The organism is Paenibacillus sp. AGC31 (genome assembly GCF_057334655.1).
The window spans coordinates 131,584-150,129 of the sequence record NZ_JBHFJH010000024.1; the positions used below are offsets into that span (position 1 = coordinate 131,584).

Annotated in this window: 17 protein-coding genes and 1 pseudogene; 15 read left to right on the forward strand and 3 right to left on the reverse strand. The window is 41.6% G+C overall.

The window, feature by feature from the left end:
* Positions 1-97: 97 nt before the first annotated feature.
* Entirely contained in the window at positions 98-970 is an 873-nt protein-coding gene (locus ACE04G_RS08370; protein ID WP_449005223.1) for an SHOCT domain-containing protein, read from the reverse strand.
* Positions 971-1,130: 160 nt separating this feature from the next.
* Between ACE04G_RS08370 and ACE04G_RS08375 the strand changes: the two are divergent.
* From ACE04G_RS08375 to ACE04G_RS08395, 5 genes and pseudogenes are all read left to right on the forward strand, one after another.
* Positions 1,131-4,106 (forward strand): annotated as a pseudogene (locus tag ACE04G_RS08375) (DUF3427 domain-containing protein); the annotation flags it as partial.
* 440 nt (positions 4,107-4,546) lie between these two features.
* A complete protein-coding gene (locus ACE04G_RS08380) occupies positions 4,547-5,674 on the forward strand; it encodes a hypothetical protein (protein WP_449005224.1) in 1,128 nt (375 codons plus the stop codon).
* Positions 5,675-5,708: 34 nt separating this feature from the next.
* Positions 5,709-6,089: a hypothetical protein gene (locus tag ACE04G_RS08385; protein ID WP_221818891.1), complete on the forward strand. Its 381-nt coding sequence runs from the start codon at positions 5,709-5,711 to the stop codon at positions 6,087-6,089.
* Positions 6,090-6,345: 256 nt separating this feature from the next.
* The gene (locus ACE04G_RS08390) at positions 6,346-6,666 is read left to right on the forward strand and encodes a hypothetical protein (RefSeq protein WP_449005225.1); all 321 of its coding nucleotides are present in this window, start codon (positions 6,346-6,348) and stop codon (positions 6,664-6,666) included.
* A gap of 580 nt (positions 6,667-7,246) precedes the next feature.
* Complete coding sequence (locus tag ACE04G_RS08395) at positions 7,247-7,804, forward strand: restriction endonuclease (protein ID WP_486094363.1); 558 nt, start codon at positions 7,247-7,249, stop codon at positions 7,802-7,804.
* A gap of 80 nt (positions 7,805-7,884) precedes the next feature.
* On the opposite strand, the gene ACE04G_RS08400 is transcribed toward ACE04G_RS08395, so the two are convergent.
* A complete protein-coding gene (locus ACE04G_RS08400; RefSeq protein ID WP_076253421.1) occupies positions 7,885-8,226 on the reverse strand; it encodes a helix-turn-helix domain-containing protein in 342 nt (113 codons plus the stop codon).
* Between the two features lie 141 nt (positions 8,227-8,367).
* Between ACE04G_RS08400 and ACE04G_RS08405 the strand changes: the two genes are divergently transcribed.
* The 7 genes from ACE04G_RS08405 to ACE04G_RS08435 all read left to right on the forward strand — a co-directional run bounded on the left by ACE04G_RS08405 (position 8,368) and on the right by ACE04G_RS08435 (position 14,966).
* Entirely contained in the window at positions 8,368-8,883 is a 516-nt protein-coding gene (locus ACE04G_RS08405; protein WP_339182300.1) for a HEPN domain-containing protein, read from the forward strand.
* 578 nt (positions 8,884-9,461) lie between these two features.
* On the forward strand, positions 9,462-10,577 hold the full coding sequence (locus ACE04G_RS08410; RefSeq protein WP_339182304.1) for a WXG100 family type VII secretion target: 1,116 nt from the start codon (positions 9,462-9,464) through the stop codon (positions 10,575-10,577).
* A 12-nt stretch (positions 10,578-10,589) separates the two neighbouring features.
* Positions 10,590-10,901 (forward strand): hypothetical protein, encoded by a 312-nt coding sequence (locus ACE04G_RS08415; RefSeq protein WP_339182306.1) that lies wholly within the window; start codon positions 10,590-10,592, stop codon positions 10,899-10,901.
* A 74-nt stretch (positions 10,902-10,975) separates the two neighbouring features.
* Positions 10,976-11,446 carry a hypothetical protein gene (locus tag ACE04G_RS08420; RefSeq protein ID WP_486094365.1) on the forward strand — a complete coding sequence of 157 codons (471 nt, stop codon included), beginning with the start codon at positions 10,976-10,978 and terminating at the stop codon, positions 11,444-11,446.
* A gap of 47 nt (positions 11,447-11,493) precedes the next feature.
* Entirely contained in the window at positions 11,494-11,991 is a 498-nt protein-coding gene (locus tag ACE04G_RS08425; protein ID WP_449005228.1) for a hypothetical protein, read from the forward strand.
* Between the two features lie 226 nt (positions 11,992-12,217).
* On the forward strand, positions 12,218-12,544 hold the full coding sequence (locus tag ACE04G_RS08430; RefSeq protein WP_339182312.1) for a nucleoside triphosphate pyrophosphohydrolase: 327 nt from the start codon (positions 12,218-12,220) through the stop codon (positions 12,542-12,544).
* Positions 12,528-14,966 carry a DEAD/DEAH box helicase family protein gene (locus ACE04G_RS08435; RefSeq protein ID WP_449005229.1) on the forward strand — a complete coding sequence of 813 codons (2,439 nt, stop codon included), beginning with the start codon at positions 12,528-12,530 and terminating at the stop codon, positions 14,964-14,966. Before ACE04G_RS08430 ends, ACE04G_RS08435 begins: the two co-directional genes overlap by 17 nt.
* 396 nt (positions 14,967-15,362) lie before the next feature.
* Here ACE04G_RS08435 and ACE04G_RS08440 read toward each other — a convergent pair whose 3' ends face one another.
* Positions 15,363-15,707, reverse strand: coding sequence for a hypothetical protein (locus tag ACE04G_RS08440; protein ID WP_449005230.1), 345 nt, complete (start codon positions 15,705-15,707; stop codon positions 15,363-15,365).
* Positions 15,708-15,781: 74 nt separating this feature from the next.
* Between ACE04G_RS08440 and ACE04G_RS08445 the strand changes: the two genes are divergently transcribed.
* From ACE04G_RS08445 to ACE04G_RS08455, 3 genes are all read left to right on the forward strand, one after another.
* Entirely contained in the window at positions 15,782-17,152 is a 1,371-nt protein-coding gene (locus ACE04G_RS08445; RefSeq protein WP_449005231.1) for a Tle-like phospholipase domain-containing protein, read from the forward strand.
* A 15-nt stretch (positions 17,153-17,167) separates the two neighbouring features.
* A complete protein-coding gene (locus ACE04G_RS08450) occupies positions 17,168-17,443 on the forward strand; it encodes a hypothetical protein (RefSeq protein ID WP_449005232.1) in 276 nt (91 codons plus the stop codon).
* Between the two features lie 156 nt (positions 17,444-17,599).
* Entirely contained in the window at positions 17,600-18,544 is a 945-nt protein-coding gene (locus tag ACE04G_RS08455) for a copper amine oxidase N-terminal domain-containing protein (protein ID WP_449005233.1), read from the forward strand.
* The last annotated feature ends 2 nt before the right edge of the window (positions 18,545-18,546 follow it).

Sequence of the window (18,546 nt, forward strand, 5' to 3'; positions counted from 1 at the left end):
CTAGATATGCTTTGCACCAAAAGTGGAGTACTTCTGTCGTTCAGAGGCAATAGAAAGTACTCCATTTTTTTATTCACATACTGATTTTTAATCTAATCTAATTTAATAGTTTATTCTTTAAATGGTTGTATTCTTCTATACTAATAAGCTTCTTTTCAAGTAGATCCGATAGTTTTAATAATTCATCTGCTACAGAAGAGTGAGGAAATATTTTTTCTTCTTCTTTTCTAGATTCAATAAGTGTAGTTTGTTCTTCTTGATCCACTGTTTTAATGAGGTAACTAAGAAGGTTATGCCAATGAGTAGCTTTGTCGTTTGCTATTATAAATGAAGAAGAATTCTTAGCGACAGGTTGTTCGAACAAAGCAAAGTTAATCCTATAAAATGATCTTTGAGGGTCATTAACAACAACCTGCAATTGTATTGATCTAACATGGGTTTGAGAAGTTTGAAGCGCACTGAGACCACCGATGATCGCACCAACATTCCCGCCAACTAGGCTCCCAATCATGGCACCACCGACTTGGCTAGATCTTGAGGTTTTGGTGTGAGTTACTCCATCAATAATAATCTCGGACTGGAGTATATCTTCATAGTGAAATATTTTCGTTTCATAATTAAACTTGGAGAGAGTACGAGAGAGTTCAACCCCTTGGTTATCATGTGTGTTATACATAAAACATACTTGCTGCTTCGTTTCGTCAATTGCAATCATACTCTCTAAATCTACGGAACGAAACTCCTGACTAGCAGCGAATTGACTTGTACGATTAAGAGTCATATCCATTACTCCATCCATATCTTCAGCAAATCTCCTCTTCCTAACTTCACCAAGAATAAGAGCTCCGAAGTTGAATATGGCGAACCCCACTACTCCAAACCAAAAAACAAATTTACTATCATTGGAGATACCCAGCAAACTAATTGATCCAAAAATGATCATACCCAAACAACCTACACCATACCACAAACTACTCACACTCCTAATTATGTATAATTAAAATACGATCTGTTATATTTATCGGAATTTATCTTGAAAATTGAATAAGGAAGGATTCTATACTATCGGTTATAAATAGGGATGTATAGAGATTTACAATACGTTATCCACAACCATCCTACACCCACACAAGATTGTTCGGGAACAGACAGAAGATAAGACGGCAGTGTTGGCGCAGATCCGAACGTGTAATGAGATTATTGCTACCCTGAAAGGCACACTGGGGGAAGAAGAGTACAACGAATTGCAACTGGACGAGCAGGGGGAAGTGCTGACCCATGTGTATTCCAAGCTGAACAGCATTCGTGCGGTCCGGGATACCAAAATCGTTCGTCCAGATACGCCGATCTCCCAAAGCTCTTTATTCACAGGTGCAAAGTCCGAACCGAGTATGTTATTGGAGCTGCAAAAGGAGATCGTGACAGCCGATCGGATCGACTGGCTGGTGTCATTTATCAAATTTAGCGGGCTTCGCCTACTTCTGGAACAGCTTCAGCAATTTACAGCAGGCGGCGGGAAGTTGCGGATTATCACGACCACCTATATGGAAGCAACCGACCTCAAAGCCATTACCGAACTTAGCAAACTGCCCAACACGGAAATCCAGATTTCCTATGATACCAAAGTGACTCGGCTGCACGCCAAAACGTACATTTTTCACCGGGATACTGGATTCACTACTGCCTATGTCGGCTCCTCTAACCTGTCCAACCCGGCGCTGACCAGTGGTATGGAGTGGAACCTCAAGGTGACGGAGAAGGATTCACTCGATGTGCTGCGCAAGATTGAAGCGACCTTCGAGAGTTACTGGAATGACCGTGAATTTACGCGGTATGTAGCTGAGGATGAAGGCAATGAGGCACAGTTGAAGGCGGCTCTGAATCGCAAAAAAGATCAGTCCAACCACTTTCACCTCGACATCCAGCCTTACGATTATCAAAAAGAAGTACTTGAACAGCTTCACGCCGAGCGTACGCTGTATGGACGAACCCGTAATCTGATCGTCGCCGCCACAGGCGTTGGCAAAACGGTCATTTCAGCCTTCGATTACAAACGATTCCGTGCAAGCCATGCGGGAGCAAAGCTACTTTTTGTCGCCCATCGGGAAGAAATCTTAAAGCAAAGCCGGGATACGTTCCGGTATATCCTGAAGGATATGAACTTGGGCGAGCTACATGTGGGGAATTACCGAGCAGAGGCGCTGGATCACCTGTTTGTTAGTATTCAGAGTCTTAACTCCATGAAGCTGACGGAGGTCACCAGCCCAGATTATTACGATTACATCATTGTGGATGAATTCCACCATGCCGCTGCGCCTTCGTACCAGAAGCTGTTGTCCCACTACGAACCTAAGATTTTGCTAGGGCTTACTGCCACGCCTGAACGGATGGATGGCAAAGACATTACCGCCTACTTCGATCATACGATTGCCGCCGAGATCCGTCTGACTGATGCAATTGACCGCAAGCTCCTGAGCCCTTTTCAATATTTTGGCGTCACCGATACTGTCGATCTATCCCAGGTGAAGTGGTCGCGTAAAGGCTACGACCTGAACGAACTGGACAAGCTCTACACTCATAACAAAATCCGTGCCAACCAGATCATCCAAAGTCTGAACAAATACGTAACCGATCTGGACGATGTGAAGGGACTTGGGTTCTGCGTAGGGGTGGATCATGCGATGTACATGGCAAAAATATTTAACGAAGCCGGCATTCCATCCATAGCCCTGCATGGCAGGTCGAACGAACAGGAGCGTCATTCTGCGAAAGGACAGCTGGTGAACGGGGAACTGCGCATGATCTTTGTCGTTGATCTGTACAATGAGGGCGTGGATATCCCTGAGGTAAACACCATTCTGTTCCTGCGTCCTACCGAGAGTCTGACCGTATTCCTGCAACAGTTGGGACGCGGACTGCGGATGGCAGGTGGCAAAGAGTGCCTGACCGTGCTCGACTTCATCGGGCAATCGCATCAGGAGTACAGGTTCCAAGATAAGTTCCGCGCTCTGATCGGCGTCACCAAACATTCCATCTCGTACTACGTCGAGAACGGCTTTTCTAACCTGCCACGCGGCACGTTCATTCAATTAGAGAAGCAAGCGAAAGAATACATCATGCGCAACCTCAAGCAGATGAGTCGTAATCGCAGAGCGCTGATCCAGAAGCTGCAAACGTTCCAGCAAGACACCGGACTGCCGCTAACCTTGGCTCATTTTGTAGATCATCACGGGATATCACTGGTTGAATTGTATGGTGGACGTACGGGTAAAAGGTATTTCCGCGGTATGTTGGCCGAAGCTGGACTAACATCGCCCATCGAGGGCGAGCAGGAGGAATATATCCGCAGACTACCGTCGGTACTGACGATCAACTCCAGAAGCTGGCTGACGTTCCTGATCGACTTTATTGAAAAAGGCCAAGAACCGACTACCGCGGATGAACAGCGCATGTTGATCATGTTCTATTACACCTTCCACCGGGCTGCGCCCGAGAAGCTAGGACTGAGCAGCATCGAAGAGGGTGTGCAGCGTGTGCTGTCTTGTGAAGCATTCCGAGCAGAGCTTGTGGATATTTTCAAATATAATCTGGCTCATCTGCGATTTGTGGATAAAAGTAATCCGTTCCCGTACACTTGTCCACTGGATATCCACTGTACGTACTCCATCGACCAAGTGCTCGCCGCCTTCGGTTACTGGAATGATCAGCAATCACCCGCCTTCCGTGAAGGCGTGAAGTATTTTGCCGATGAACAGACGGACATCTTCTTCATTACATTGAACAAATCGGACAAAGATTTCTCACCATCTACTCTGTATGAGGATTATGCGATCAACGAGCGGCTATTCCACTGGCAGACTCAAAGCAGGGTGTCGGAGCATACGGTTACCGCGCAGCGGTATATCCATCACCGCGAGAGAGGTAACTGGATCGTGCTGTTCGTGCGGGAGTATAAGGAGGAGCATAACTATACATCTCCATTTGTCTTCCTGGGCGAAGCCGATTATGTGAGTCATGAGGGGAACAAACCTATGAGCTTTGTATGGCGACTGCGGGAAGAGATGCCTGCGAAGATGGTGGCGGTGGCGAATAAGTGTATTGTTTGAATTAGTAGAGGGTAAAGCCTGCTGTAGGTAGCAGGTTTTTTGTTCAGAATTCTATTCATACGAAAGTTCGTGATTCGTGATTATTAAAAGAAAATGTCGAATTATCTGGAAAAGGGTTTTTAGACTATTCATTCAAAAGTCATGTTCAAGATTAATTTTTGAGGGTCTTTTTCCTCATTTTTAATGATAATCGTTGCGATGTAAAACAGAAATTGGTAATGTTTAATGATGACTCACTAGTGTAGAATTCGTCTAACAATCCGTAATTACTCTTCATCAATACGATATGTCTTTATGAGATCGATAAGTTTAATGATTTGTAAATTGATGAGAGTAATTAAACGGCGAATTTCAAAATGTGGGCTAAGAAGCTCTTAAGCTGGCCAGCAAACAAAATTAGAGAGTTTCTACATTTATTATTTTATCAGGAGGTTTATTCATTGAGAAAAAGTATAATGTTTTTAGCTGTGATTTTGCTTGTTACTCTGTTTCCTAAGTCAACATATGCTGCAACTGATGATCAATTTACAATAAAGAATGTATATGAATATAACAATGAAACGTATGATAAAATTAAACAGTATGATCATTTAAACGTGGAACTGTTGTCAGAGAATAGCTTATCCATGGTTTTGGATACAGGAGAAGAAATTTTAAATGTGACTGATATTGCTTATGATATGAACTATGATAGCGAATCGAATACAACTTTAATTTCAGCTAGTGGGATGTTGCAAAATGGTAAATCTTTTGTATTGAAGTTAGGTTACGATCAGAAGGAGAACGCTAACGGAGACATTATTATTACATCTACTTCAGAGGAAAATGAATTTCCTGAAGAAACCTTTATTCGTTTCAATAATAATGAATGGATTTCTTTAAAGGAGATGCATGAAGGAATCCAGACTAATGAACAGCCAAGAGAAGTTCCGTCTGTGATCGGACCAATGGCCGCTGCTAATTTGCCTGTTGTTAAGTCGTCTAAATATGGAAAATATACATTCTCGAATGTACAATGGAATACAACGAATTTGATGTCAAATAACGATAATAACATGCAAATTAAATTCCAACCTTTGTTTTCTAATCTGGCAACATGGAAAGCACCGAATGGGAGTACAGGTCAGCTCATAAAGAAACAATCCGACATCCATACGATTTTAACTCGTTATGAATCTTACGATGTTAATTCGACATATGCTATTGCATACACTAGACCAATTGTTAAGACGTCGAGTCAGCGCTCCATTCCGATTGCTATATCCTATGCAGGAATAGGGACTGAATTCCAGATCCCTATTGGTTCGAGTAACACAAGTAATGAAGGAAACCCTGCTAGATGGGATCTGAAAAGTATGTCGATTCCGCTTCAAGACTCAAGTGGTAGAGACCTTGAAAAATATACAATACAAGGTGTCACAAGTATTACGGGTAAAGGGAAGAATGTGAAAATTCAAGCAGGTGTCTATGTTAAAATTGGGGCATTCTATTCCTTCGGTAATAAGCCTGCTCAGTGGACTACATTTACAGATACTTACACACATGATATAACCGCTAAAGTTCAATAATTACCTTAACGAGCTTTAGCTCTAAGGAGGAAATATGAAGAAACTCTTGCTTTTGGCATTGCTAGTTACATTGATTACTGGTTGCAGTTCAAATGATCGAGAAAAGGCAATAGATTATCTTGTGAAGAATCAAACCAATGATGTGACTGTCATCGTTTTTGGAGATAAGCCATCTGAGCGTTCCTACATCATAGATTTGCAAAAGGATCTCCAATTCATCAATGAGAACTTGAGAACAGATAATCCTATTGCGAATGTGAGCTATATTGATATTAGTGAGAAGCAACAGTATAATTTCGAGGAGATTTTCGAGATCCAAACTTATCCACATGTCATTGTATTTGAAAAGAATCAGATCGTCTTAGAAGCACAAACACCGGATGAGATTGTTCGCTTCTACGAGAAAGAAAAGTAGAATTATCTAAACCTTGCAGGGCAAATGCCTTTCAAGGTTTTTTATTTAACCAAGTTTTGTTAGTAGGGGTTGATAAGTGTATTGTATGAATAGCAAAAGTACGGGCTTATTGTTAGATAAGGTGTTTTGTTTGAAAAATAGTGGAAATAAGTGGATTTATGCTTGATAATGATTCTATAAGCCTGATTCTCTTTCAATTATCTAGTCCATTGACTTATATGTAGAAATTAAGATAAATAAGGAAGGTGATAAAGACATGGAAAGTGATGAAGTACATTATTCAAGTAATAAAAGTGGAAATTATAAATTTTGGATCTTAATTGGATTTATATTGATTTTGCTTGCCGTGACAAATCCAAGCAAAGACGATTTTGTTAAGTGGGTCGTAAACTCTTCAATAGAAGAGTCAGATAATGAATGGGTTAGTGCAGGGATCAGTTTGTTTGGGAGCTCAGTTGTAAGTGGCGTTACTACGCAACAAGATCTAATATTTGTTTCAATTTTTAAAATGGAGCTTGGAACAGAAACAACTTCTACATTGGGTTTCGGAAAACGCTTCTTTATTAGACTTCCTTAATTCTGAAGAAATGAAATTACTGCTATACAGCTGATTGAATAGGAAAATAAAACGATGAAGCATTTATATGTCATAATGTTGATCATAGTTATTACAGGCTGTGATTCTAGTAACGATCTGACTAACAAAGAAAATACTATAACTACTGAGTCAAGTACATATGAGAGTGTTGAAAAATGAGAAAAGCAATGTGGAGTGGACCACATATCAAAACAGCAGCTTCAGCTTCAGTATTAGTTATCCTGGATGTTTGATGATGAAATTGAATACAACTACTACGTTAAAGTATCAAAAGATTTTTTTGATGAAAACGAAAAAACTATACTTCGTATTGCTAAAAATATGAAAGCCATTTAAAAGGTAAATCGGTTATATTTTTATAAGTTCTAAGGAGAATAAGTGAATGAATGAAATAATATGGCTCGTTATTGGTGTTGTTACATTATCAGTTGTTGCTGGACTATTACAGCCTTCTAAAAAGTAAAAAAGAAAAAAGTTCAACCCACGGAAGAAACAGACTACTAAAAAAACTGTGAGTAGCGGATTTAATCGTGCCTCCTCTATGTGTAGATCAGACGAAGTGATTCTAACTTTACCACTAGATAAAATGATCGGAGCAGAGTTCGAACGTTTACTTACACTCTATTTTAGAGACAACGGTTATACCGTAAAAGAAGTTGGCGTTGGGGGTAAAGATGGAGGAGTAGATCTGGTTATTACGGATAAGCGCGGTGAAAAAACAGCAGTCCAAGCCAAATGTTATGCCGATCATAATAAGGTGCAAGTAATGACTGTTCGTGAGCTGGTAGGTGCGAAAAGGAATCATGACTGTATTTTGTCTCTAATCGTGACCACATCTGATCTTACGGGTCCAGCAAGAAAAGAAGCCGATCAATTCAAAGTGGATTATTGGCACGGTGGTTTAGTAGACAGCAAGCTTCGCAGTTGGGGTAAATGGGTGCCATCCAATAGAAAAATGAAAATTGCACCGATTAAGAACGAGCAAGCGTCATCTAAGACATTATCTAATATCAAATGTAGTTGTGGTTCTTTAATGGTTAAACGTAAGAATAAAGCTGGGGCGGAATTTTGGGGATGTAGTAGCTACCCTACTTGTAGAAGAACGAAAGCTATCTGAATGACCTCAATAAAATGACGGTGAAACAAAGGCGAAGCAGCTTGTAAGCTGCCTTGCCTTTGTTATTTTTATGTTCAAGATCACTTTAATATTTCTCGTATCACATTTTTGGTTAGTTGAATACTGTCAGGGGAGGCATCTCTTAACATTTCTAAAATCTCCTGTATAACTACTTCTGACTCTGTGAAATGAAAATCCTCGTCTACATAAGCGAAAAGCTGTATTAAGTTTACTTCAAGTGACTCAGCGATCTTTGCCAGGTTCACCAAAGAAACATTCTTTTCTCCACGTTCGATCTGTCCTATGTATGAAAAATGAAATCCACCTTTTTCTCCGAGGGATTCCTGTGAATACCCTCTTTCTTTGCGTAGTGCGCGAATTCTGGCTCCGACTAGCTTCAAAACTTCTCTGTCCTCGTTCATGGTATTCACCTCTCTATGTTCAAAAGTGTAGACAAGTTTCCTCAAGGTAAACACCAAACGAAAAATACAAATCGTTTATTTGATTACTATATGTATCATTTTATTGTATAATACTGGTATTAACTCTTTGGAGGGATGACAATGGCAAGAAATTGGTCCATAACCGAAGCACATTGTAATCACCAAGTAGATTTTACCCCACGTTTGCAAGACCATGATATCTCCACACAATCTAGGTCCAAACATATTCCTGCTTACCATATGCTACGTACCACAATAATGGGCTATCACCAACATGCTATGTATCATCTCCAACTTGCCGCCATCATGTGTAATCACAATCAGTTTAAAGCCTGCCTAATTCTATGTGATTGGGCTCTAGCCTCCATGATTAAGGCGCTTTATATCCATAAGTATCATTCAGTTCATCCACCCAAAGAACTCACCATGAATGAAATCTTGCCTTTAGTGCATACGGAGACTGAACCCGGACTAGATATTGCCTTGTTCATCGGCACGATGCAACATATGTCATCCCAAGCGGATTACCCATATGACCAGCCACTAGAACCGAACAATATCGAAAAGCTTATTCAACGAACAGAAGAGATATTGGATGATTTATCTGCACGTATGATGAAGGATTCATCAGAGTAAGATGTTTTTTTAATTGATCATTTGGGTTAAATGTTTGATTTATCTGTGTTACGCTTACAAGATGACATCATCCAAATAAAGGGTATATGATGCAGAGATTACAAAGGATGCTCTTTGCTTTGCATCTGGAAAGTAGGTGTACATTTTGAAAAGAGTAATTGCTATCGCGTTTTTCATATTATCTATAATGGAATTGGTTACATTAATCCTAATTGGTAAAAGCATGATGATTGGATACATGGAACCGAGTACGTTTAGAGGGATAATTTCATTCCCACTAGGCGCTACGTACCTCTCGATCTGGATGTTCTTTTCACGGCAAGAGTTTACCGGAGGACGAGTCGCGGCACAGATCAGTTTTACAGCGGCATTGTTGACGGCGTGCCCGTTGGTGTGTTTGTTAATTATTTTCTATTAAATCAAGAGATTAAGAAGATTTCCTTTGAATTAGGACCTATGAAGTACGTTGTTGGAAATATTGTTATGGTGGGAAAGGAAAAATCAGGATGTTAGAAGGATGTATATACATCAAGCTTCTGCTAACATGGTAAAATCCTATTTCAAACGCGGAGAATGATATGAGTACAATTAAAGTAACACCAGAGCAGCTGCTGCATGTATCCAGACAAATCGAGCAGGGTAGGCAGCAGTTGGAGGGTATACGTAATGACCTGATCGCACGGATCGGATTCATCCAGTCTCAGTGGGCGGGAGCAACGCAAGAACGGTTTTTCTATGATTTTCAGCAGTCACGTTCTGTACTGGATCGAGCACTGGAAAGTATGGTTATGTCATCCCAAGATATGTTCGCGATTGCTGAGAGATTCAAACAAGCGGATCAGGAACAGGTGAGCTTGGGAGCCATTGCTGGACAGATTGCTGCCCTTACAATGATGAACCATAATATAGGTAACACAGAAGAACAAAGACGAATGGTATATAATCCTTTGTTTGGAGTTAACATGCCTGCGAGTGAAGCAGAGGATGGTATGCCAGGGCAAAAAGAGTTTGTTAAGTATTGGGAAAATGGTGGCAGTTATGAAGAAATGAGAGCTGGACCGAAGCAACCGGAGTCTGGTGGTGGGGATCTATATGATGAACAGATTATTGCGTTTAAGGAAGGTCGTCATCCCATAACTGGAGAATCCATACCAGCATGGCAAGCAGCAGTTTCTATAGGAGGTTTACAGACTGCTAAGCTCGTATTGGCTTTTACTGGAATGTATAATAAGGGTTATAAGGTTCCGAAAGAAGGATTAGCACTCCCAAAAGGTATGATTGGTGGAAGAATTACAGTAAGTAATGAAAGAATTCACCATGCTTCACTTGGAGATTTTAATTCTAAAAATAGATTGATCAATGGTGGTCACGGTCAAGATAATATTAATTACCTACTTAAAAATAAGATCCCATTTAACATTGCTAAAGAATATGAAAATGGTGTACGGGTTGGTAATATACCTAATCACAAAAATAAAGCAAAGCGAAGTGGAGAGGGCCAAGCATGGTTCCCTAAGGAGTGGACATCGGAAGATATCAAAAAGTCAGGTGAGCATGTAGCAAATCTGCCTGAGAATAGAATTAAGGGGGACGGTGAATGGATGTTTGGAAACTATAATAACGTTAGAGTAGGCGTAATCAAGAACGATGGACAGATCGGAACGATTACTCCAGATAATTCAAGACAACCGTGAGGAGAATAAAACTTGGTAGACTACAGTGAAAAAGTTATCTCATTAATAAAGAAAAGAAAAGATTTACACCCTGACGATCCAGCTATTCAAACGATATGGAATGAGATGGTAGACATTCTAAAAGTGAACGAGCAAAGTGCCATATCATTTCTAAATCAATGTGGAGAAAAAGATTTATATTGGCTGAGTGAGATATTTGAAGATCTATCTTCTGAATTCCAAAGTCGAGCATTTATAGATTGTCTTCTTCAATTGCAAAAGAAGTATCCTGATCTGGATATGGAGCAAGACATAGAATATGCGATCCAATCAATGGAGGATTAATAATAAGATCATTGAAAGTAATCAGGAAAACATAGTTTTCAACAAATGAATAAACGGACTCTCAAGTGGGTGGCATGGTGTCAAAAAGTATTTATATGAAGAACAAAGAAGAGGTGCTTGCACCGGAACTTATGGCGTATACCTTGGCCAAATTAGGTTCGTATGAATGGAATAGAACAGAGATGTATAATCCGAATCGGATATATGAGAAACCTGCGGGTTTTTATTTTAGATTCCACAACGCTGATCAGCTTTACGAGGAATTAAAGCATTGTATTCAGCACTTTAAGGGTAACCTTGAGTGGACGATCTATGTAAGTCCTTCAACCAAAAATAAAAATTATGTCATTGAGCCTGCTGATGTATACCATGCGAAACAAACTGAGGCATATCAGGTGAATTTGGAACTTGAAGAAGTGCTTCAAGAATCATATAAAGAAATATGTGAGCAAGCGCTTCAAGACATCCCATTGTTATGTAACCATATTGAGCAATGGTTTGAGTTGGAACATAAGCAACTACATCCGCCTACAATACCGAATTGAAAACATTGGGAAAATGAAAGAATTATATGATGTAAGAAGGTTTGGATATGGAAAGTTTAGAAATTATTTTGATTGATTTTAACAAAAATAATCTAGATCGATTCATTAAGAATGATTTGAACATTCAGTTGGATCATATCAAAAGTTCTCACTTTTATGATAACCGTAGTGAAAACGATATTGAATTTCAGCAAATAGAGAGCCTTGAAGAGATTCTTTCTCCTAAGGGAACGGGGAATATATTATTGTCTCAGCTTTATCTGGGTCATACCTATAACGACGTGATGATTGTATTTTCATTCGATGAGGAATCTGGAGATATCGTTATGAATTTTCCTGAAGAGGAGTTGTTCAGCGGAGAAAATTCAGAGACAACGTTAAATGCTCAGAAGTTAATAGAGTATATTCTTGATATTATGAAGAAGTATGCAATTGAAAAAGTTAGAATCGGTTATGAACCAGCTATGGATGATGACACTTGTTTGGTTGAGATTGATAAAGAAACAAAGAATATGAATGCTATTGTCTCAAAACTGTTGGCTTAGAATCCTTCTGAACCAGAGTTTGTTGCAAAATAATTAGACATTAATAATGGCAGAAAGCCCATTTCAACTCGAATACGAGTAGTCATGGGCTATTTTTATCTCCTCAATCCAATCCACTACTTTACAAAATCACCCATCCCTCCCCATAGCAAATGGTATAATGGCAAAAAGGGAGATTCTTGCGCAAGGCTCGAAGGCTCTCACAGCAGAAAGGATGTTATACCACATGCCTACATACAACAAATTGGTGCGGGACAAGATTCCGCATATTATCACATCCAGTGGTAAGGAATGCCGGACGCGCATTCTGGACCTGGAGGAGTATAAGCAAGAACTAAGAACGAAGCTGCAAGAAGAATCGGATGAGTACGTAAATGCAGCGAGTGATCAGGAAGCCCTAGAAGAACTGGCTGACATGCTGGAGGTGATCCGGGCGCTGGCGGGGGTGCATGGAGCGAATGCAGCACAGTTGGATAAGCTGCGGGCGGACAAGGCCGAGGAGCGCGGTGGATTCCAGGAACGGGTGTATCTGATCGATGTCGACGAAGCTTAATGTTAAACTCATTACAGATAACTTGGCAGACGAACTCATTTCCCGGATGCAGCATGCGTCCGGGATTTATATTATGACTTCCTTTATTATGCAGTCTGGTGTGAAGCTGCTTGCTCCGCATTTGAAACGGGCAGCAGAACGTGGAGCAGAGGTACGAATGCTCGCAGGAGATTATCTGTATATCACACAGCCGGAAGGTTTGCGGGCGCTCTGTGAGGTTGATTCACGAATTGAAGCGCGGCTGTGGCGAAGTATGGGCACTTCTTTTCACCCGAAAGCGTATCTGTTCGATCATGACAACGGGGAAGGACTACTGATTGTCGGCTCGTCGAACTTTTCGTTCACGGCGCTGAAGACGGGATATGAATGGAATCTGGCGATGAATGCGGAGGCGGAGCCATATACGTTCCAGATGGCTTTGGACAAGTTCATGCAGAGCTTCTACCACGAGACAACCTTGCCGGTAAACCCGGATTCGATTGAACTGTATGAGGAAGAGTACCGCAAATATCACCAGAAGAACCCGGAGATGATCCAGCGCATCACGGAGATGGAAGAAGCGGAATTTGGCACAGGTCTACCAGAGGACAAAGAGGAAGAAACCGCCGAGCTGTCGCTGGTGCCGATTCAACCGCGCTTTGCGCAGTTGGACGCCCTCGAAGCACTTCATGGCACGATGGAGGAGCAGTACGACAAGGCGATGGTCGTTATGGCGACCGGGCTTGGCAAAACGTATCTGGCGGGTTTCTTCGCCCAGCGGTTCCAGCGGGTGTTGTTTGTGGCGCATCGTGAAGAGATTCTGTTCCAGGCGAAGAAGTCATTTCAACGGATCATGCCGGAGCGCAGTCATGGGATCTATAACGGGCAGTATAAAGATGGGACGGCGGATTGTGTGTATGCTTCGATCTTTACGCTGAGTATGCAGAAGCACCGGGATATGTTTTCCGTCGATGCATTTGATCTGATCGTGGTGGACGAATTTCATCATGCGGCGGCGAAGACGTATATGTCGGTGATTGAGCATTTTCAGCCTAAGTTCTTGTTGGGCATCACGGCTACCCCGGATCGACTGGATGGCAAGGATGTGTATGCGCTCTGTGATGGGAATGTGGCGTACCAGATGCACTTTATTGAAGCGATCCGGAGGGGTTGGTTGGCTCCATTTCAATATTACGGAGTATTCGACGATACGGACTACTCGCAGATTCGTTGGATTGGGACGAAGTATGATGAAGAACAGCTTATGGCTGTTCAGTTGCAAGAGGAGCATGTGGAGACCATTTATGAAGCCTGGCGGCGGCACAAGCAGACTAGAACGATTGGCTTTTGCTCCTCGATCCGGCAGGCGGACTATTTGGCTGCGTATTTTCGCAGTCAGGGGGTGAAGGTGCTCAGTCTACATTCGCGCACATCGGAGATGTCCCGGGAGGAAGCCATTCGCCAGCTTGATGCGGGCGATCTGGAGGTTGTGCTGACGGTGGATCTGTTCAATGAGGGGACAGATATCCCGCGTGTGGATACGCTTTTGTTCGTACGTCCAACGGAGTCACTCACCGTGTTCACCCAGCAGGTGGGGCGTGGTCTAAGGCTGGCGGAGGGCAAATCGCATTGTGTCATCATCGACCTGATCGGAAACTACCGCAATGCGGATGTGAAGCTGAGTCTGCTGGACGTGCGCGGGGACGAGGAACGAAGCGGGAAAGCGATGGATTCGGCTGTGCCTGAAGTTCCGGACAACTGTGGGATTCATCTGGAGACTCGAGTGGTGAACCTACTTCAGGAGCTAAGCCGCAAACGGCTGCCGCGCCGCGAGAAGTTGCATCAGGATTTTCTGGATGTGAAACGAGAGCTGGGGCGTATTCCGAACTATCTGGAGTTGCATCTGATGGGACATTCGAAGAGTATCGGGTACCGGAACGAATTTGGCTCCTATGTTGGATTTCTCTATTGGGCGGAGCTGCTGTCCCCGGCTGAGGGAGAGGTGTACGTTCGGCATGAGGCGTGGCTGCGTGATGTGGAGAATACACTCATGAACAAAAGCTACAAAATGATCGTGCTGTTGTACATGCTGGAGCGAGGTGAAGCCTACTGGATGGACCCGATCACACCGGGGGAGATGGCGAGATTCTTCCATACGTATCTGACGGAGAAGGAGTACCGGAAACGGAAAGACTTTTCGGACAAAGGCAAACTTGGGTTATGGGAATGGAATGAAAAGACGGCAACACGGATTGAGAAACTGATTATCGACATGCCGATGTCAATGTGGAGCGGGGCGAAGGGTAGCATGACGCGATTCGAGGATGGCGTGTTCTCGCTGAATGTGCAGGTTAAGGATGCGGAGGAAAAGGCGCTACTGTATCGTTGGACGAAGGAGATTTGTCAGTATCGTTTGCATGCGTATTTTGAGCGAGGACAGTAGAATAATACACGAAAAGCTGCTTTTGCATTCAGGTTGGTCTGAATTCAGGCAGCTTTTTTTGTCTATCGTATGTAGGGTGGAACGTGCAATTTTACTAGGATCTTTCGTTTCTTAATAAAATCTCCTGGTCCGCTTTCAGATTTAACCTCTAGGGAAGGGAAATAGAAAGAGAGTGAAACATGAGTATAGCGATCATCTTTAAGATACCTTTTAGCACCATGGTTGAAGACATGGGAATATTGATGTAAAACTCCGTAAATCCCACTTCCACATCGTAATATTTTTTGAAGTATTCTTGTCCCATCGGAATTGCTTTTTCAAAATATACTTGTTCCTCTTTATAAGATAGTCCTCCACAGTCAGTTGAAATAAGTACAAGGGTTTAAGTTGGAAGCTTCATTGGGAGTTAACCTCTTCCTCACTCTTGCGTTTGTCTATAAATTCTGCAGGTCCTCCAGCTGAATCAACTTTTAGAGAGGGCAGGGAGAAAGATAAAGAGAGAGAAGTATATGGGTCATCTTTAACATGACCATACAATACGATTGTAGATGACATAGGTAAATGAACTTCGAAACGATTGAATTCTACATCTGCATCGTAATATTTCTTAAAGTATTCTTGTCCAATAGGTATCGCTTTCTCATAATAATCTTGTTCATCAGCTTTAGAAAGGCCACCACAGCCTGTGAGAATAGCTATCGATATTATGAATAGTGTGACTGTACGAATAATTTTTGACAAAATCAATAAACCTCCTTTCTTGGAAAAAAGTATGCAACATAGTATACTATAAACCTAAAGAAAGGAGAATAGTAATGAATGGCTATATAACTGAAGAAACATACCATTACATATCTAAAACAGTATATAACTCGGACATAGAAGCAGGACAGAAATATGACGAAATCCCCGACTGGAAAATAGTAAAACCCCATTCAACTTTACATGACAGCAAGACCGGATTTGACGCTGAAGTATTCCATAATGAAAATACGAATCAAATCATCATAGGTTATAGAGGTACAGAGCCCGGAGGTCGTCCTATTAAGGAGAAACTTCCCGATCTGGAAACGGATGTACTTGACGTTGTTATGGGAAGAGCGAAGCAACTTGAGAATACATACAATCAACATCAGAGCGGAGTAGAACGGACTCCAAGCAAGTACGACCAAAACGTGATTAACGAGGGGTACAAGGATACACAATTTTATCAGGCAGAGGAACTGTATAGAACGGTTAAGAAGGAATATCCAACTGCGGATATCACCACAACAGGACATTCACTGGGCGGTGGATTAGCCGAGTACGTAGCGGCAAGAAATGACTTATCGGCAGTAACATATGACCCAGCTGATATATTGCCTGTATTGTCGGACGACATCATTAAGCGTATTGATAACGGTGATTATAAAGATAAGATCTATTCTATATCACATCCTGGTGACATTGTTAGCTCTGGTATTATGAGTGCGCGCAAAACAGTAGGAACAGGACTTTTTATTAACAATACATATGAAGAAGCCAACAGCAGATTTTATGTACGAGTATCTATCCCTGACAAGGACAGCGAATATAATTTTTTTAAGAGCTTTCTAGGTTTGACTGAAAATAAAGTGGTTTATGTGCCTATCAATGTCCCATTTCTGAATCAAGATCCTATAAGCAAATTTTTGAATTCATTTGGTAACCAGAAAACTCATGATTTGAACTATTTCCAGTTTGATGAACATGGATTTATCACAAATAAGTTATTCACAACTACCGATGGACAACCTGTAAACGGTAATCTGCGTTTTGATGCTTACATAAAATCTTTGGTAGCTCAAGACAACATGAAAAAAGCATTTGATCAACTTCTACAAAAATATGGGTCGAAGTTGGGTGTGTATGGGCAATATGCAGCAGCAGCGAGTGGTGTTACCATACAGCTCTCTGTTGAGGATTTGAAGGCCGCGGGGCAGAAGATGGAGCAATATGTGCAAGAATTTCAGTCAAGTCTACCTACAGCGATTAATTCCATCTTACGATTGGTTGAAACGAGTCGAAGTCGATCTTTGGAACCGATCGTGGACAGACTAACACATGACTTGTATCAATTTAGCCGCTGGTATGAAGAGGAAGCGCATCTTATCGCAGAGTATATCAATAAAAAGGCGGAAGATTTCAGAATTGCTGACGAGGGATAACAAGGAGGATTAGAGGTGTCTGGACGAATTTTGGTTGAGTTGCACGATTTGATGCAAGCAGAGAAAGATCTGACTCATTTGATGAATCTATTAAAAGCGAATAAGGCCCACGTTCAGTCTATAGGGGAAAGTGTAGGCGATTGGAAAGGCCAAGCAGCAGAAGAAATGAGAAGTAAAATGGATCAATTCCTGACTGTAATGGCAAGAAGGATCGCCGAATTTGAGTATCAACAGGTGGATTTAGCAAGATATAATTATCGTATGGAAGAAGCAGATCGCGCTGGAAACTAAATCTTCTACCTATTATCATTTGCGATTTTAGTGGTGAAATATTCTTATTATTGGAAAGTTTGGTTTATATTTAGGATCTGTAAGACCTATACGTAGAAAAGAGTTTAAAGTGATAGTAAAGAAGAAGTACATACGGAAAGTAGAGGGATTTAGAAAATGAAGAAACTGATATTAACGGTATTAGCAGGTATATTGACGGTAAGCTTGATGGGATCAGGAACGGAATCGCTTGCAGCTGCAAGCACACCAAAGCAAGTCGAGGTACTATTAAACACTGTGAAAATGAAATTTCCAGATGCGAAGCCGTTTCAGGATAGTCAAGGTAGTGTGATGGTGCCAATCCGATTTGTGTCTGAAGCCCTTGGCGCAAAGGTGACGTATGCGAAGACCGGGAAAGTGTCCCATGTAGGTATTGTTGGTAAAGACCATAAGGTGGATATGACGATTGGCCAAACAACTGCCCTGATAGACGGCCAGAAGAAGGACTATGGCACACAGATTATTCTGATACAGAATCGGACATTCGTTCCGCTGCGTCTGGTGAGTGAAGGACTGGGCCAAAAAGTGGAATGGGACAAGATTGATCGCTGGGTCTGGATCGGGAACAAAGACTTTCGGAGTACGGATAATAAGCAGTTTAAGCTGAACTCCCTGGGTGATTTTAAAACTTATGGTAAGACAGATTATTTGTTCAAGAATATTAAAGGAAAAACTTTTTCTGGGATCAAGGTTATTAAGCAAACTGATCTTCCGATTCGTTTAGGTGATGGTCAGGTCATTTATAGTATCGAATTAGTTCAGGTCAAAGGTAAGGATTATATCGCGATTCGCAGTAGCCATAGAGGAACTCCTATTGAGTTCTTGATAAAAAATCAATTTTCTAAGGGACGTAATCACATCGATAACGCCTTTGTGAATAACGGTGATAAAACAGGAACAGGCTACTATCCGATCATAGATGAATCAGATCTTTTCCAAAACGGAAAATTTGTAGAAGACTATGACTACACGAAATTCAAGTTGAGTTCAGCAGACTACATTATGTTGCGAGATGGTGATATGGCTGACTACGCAGTAGTTGTCGTTAATCCGTTCAAGTAGGA

Excerpts from the sequence above, each read along its gene's own strand:
- ACE04G_RS08385 (WP_221818891.1), top strand. The coding sequence starts at position 5,709 with ATGAAGAAACTCTTGCTTTTGGCATTGCTAGTTACATTGATTACTGGT.
- ACE04G_RS08400 (WP_076253421.1), bottom strand. The coding sequence starts at position 8,226 with ATGAACGAGGACAGAGAAGTTTTGAAGCTAGTCGGAGCCAGAATTCGC.
- ACE04G_RS08455 (WP_449005233.1), top strand. The coding sequence starts at position 17,600 with ATGAAGAAACTGATATTAACGGTATTAGCAGGTATATTGACGGTAAGC.
- ACE04G_RS08420 (WP_486094365.1), top strand. The coding sequence starts at position 10,976 with ATGGTGTCAAAAAGTATTTATATGAAGAACAAAGAAGAGGTGCTTGCA.
- ACE04G_RS08405 (WP_339182300.1), top strand. The coding sequence starts at position 8,368 with ATGGCAAGAAATTGGTCCATAACCGAAGCACATTGTAATCACCAAGTA.
- ACE04G_RS08435 (WP_449005229.1), top strand. The coding sequence starts at position 12,528 with ATGTCGACGAAGCTTAATGTTAAACTCATTACAGATAACTTGGCAGAC.
- ACE04G_RS08445 (WP_449005231.1), top strand. The coding sequence starts at position 15,782 with ATGAATGGCTATATAACTGAAGAAACATACCATTACATATCTAAAACA.
- ACE04G_RS08410 (WP_339182304.1), top strand. The coding sequence starts at position 9,462 with ATGAGTACAATTAAAGTAACACCAGAGCAGCTGCTGCATGTATCCAGA.
- ACE04G_RS08430 (WP_339182312.1), top strand. The coding sequence starts at position 12,218 with ATGCCTACATACAACAAATTGGTGCGGGACAAGATTCCGCATATTATC.
- ACE04G_RS08425 (WP_449005228.1), top strand. The coding sequence starts at position 11,494 with ATGGAAAGTTTAGAAATTATTTTGATTGATTTTAACAAAAATAATCTA.
- ACE04G_RS08390 (WP_449005225.1), top strand. The coding sequence starts at position 6,346 with ATGGAAAGTGATGAAGTACATTATTCAAGTAATAAAAGTGGAAATTAT.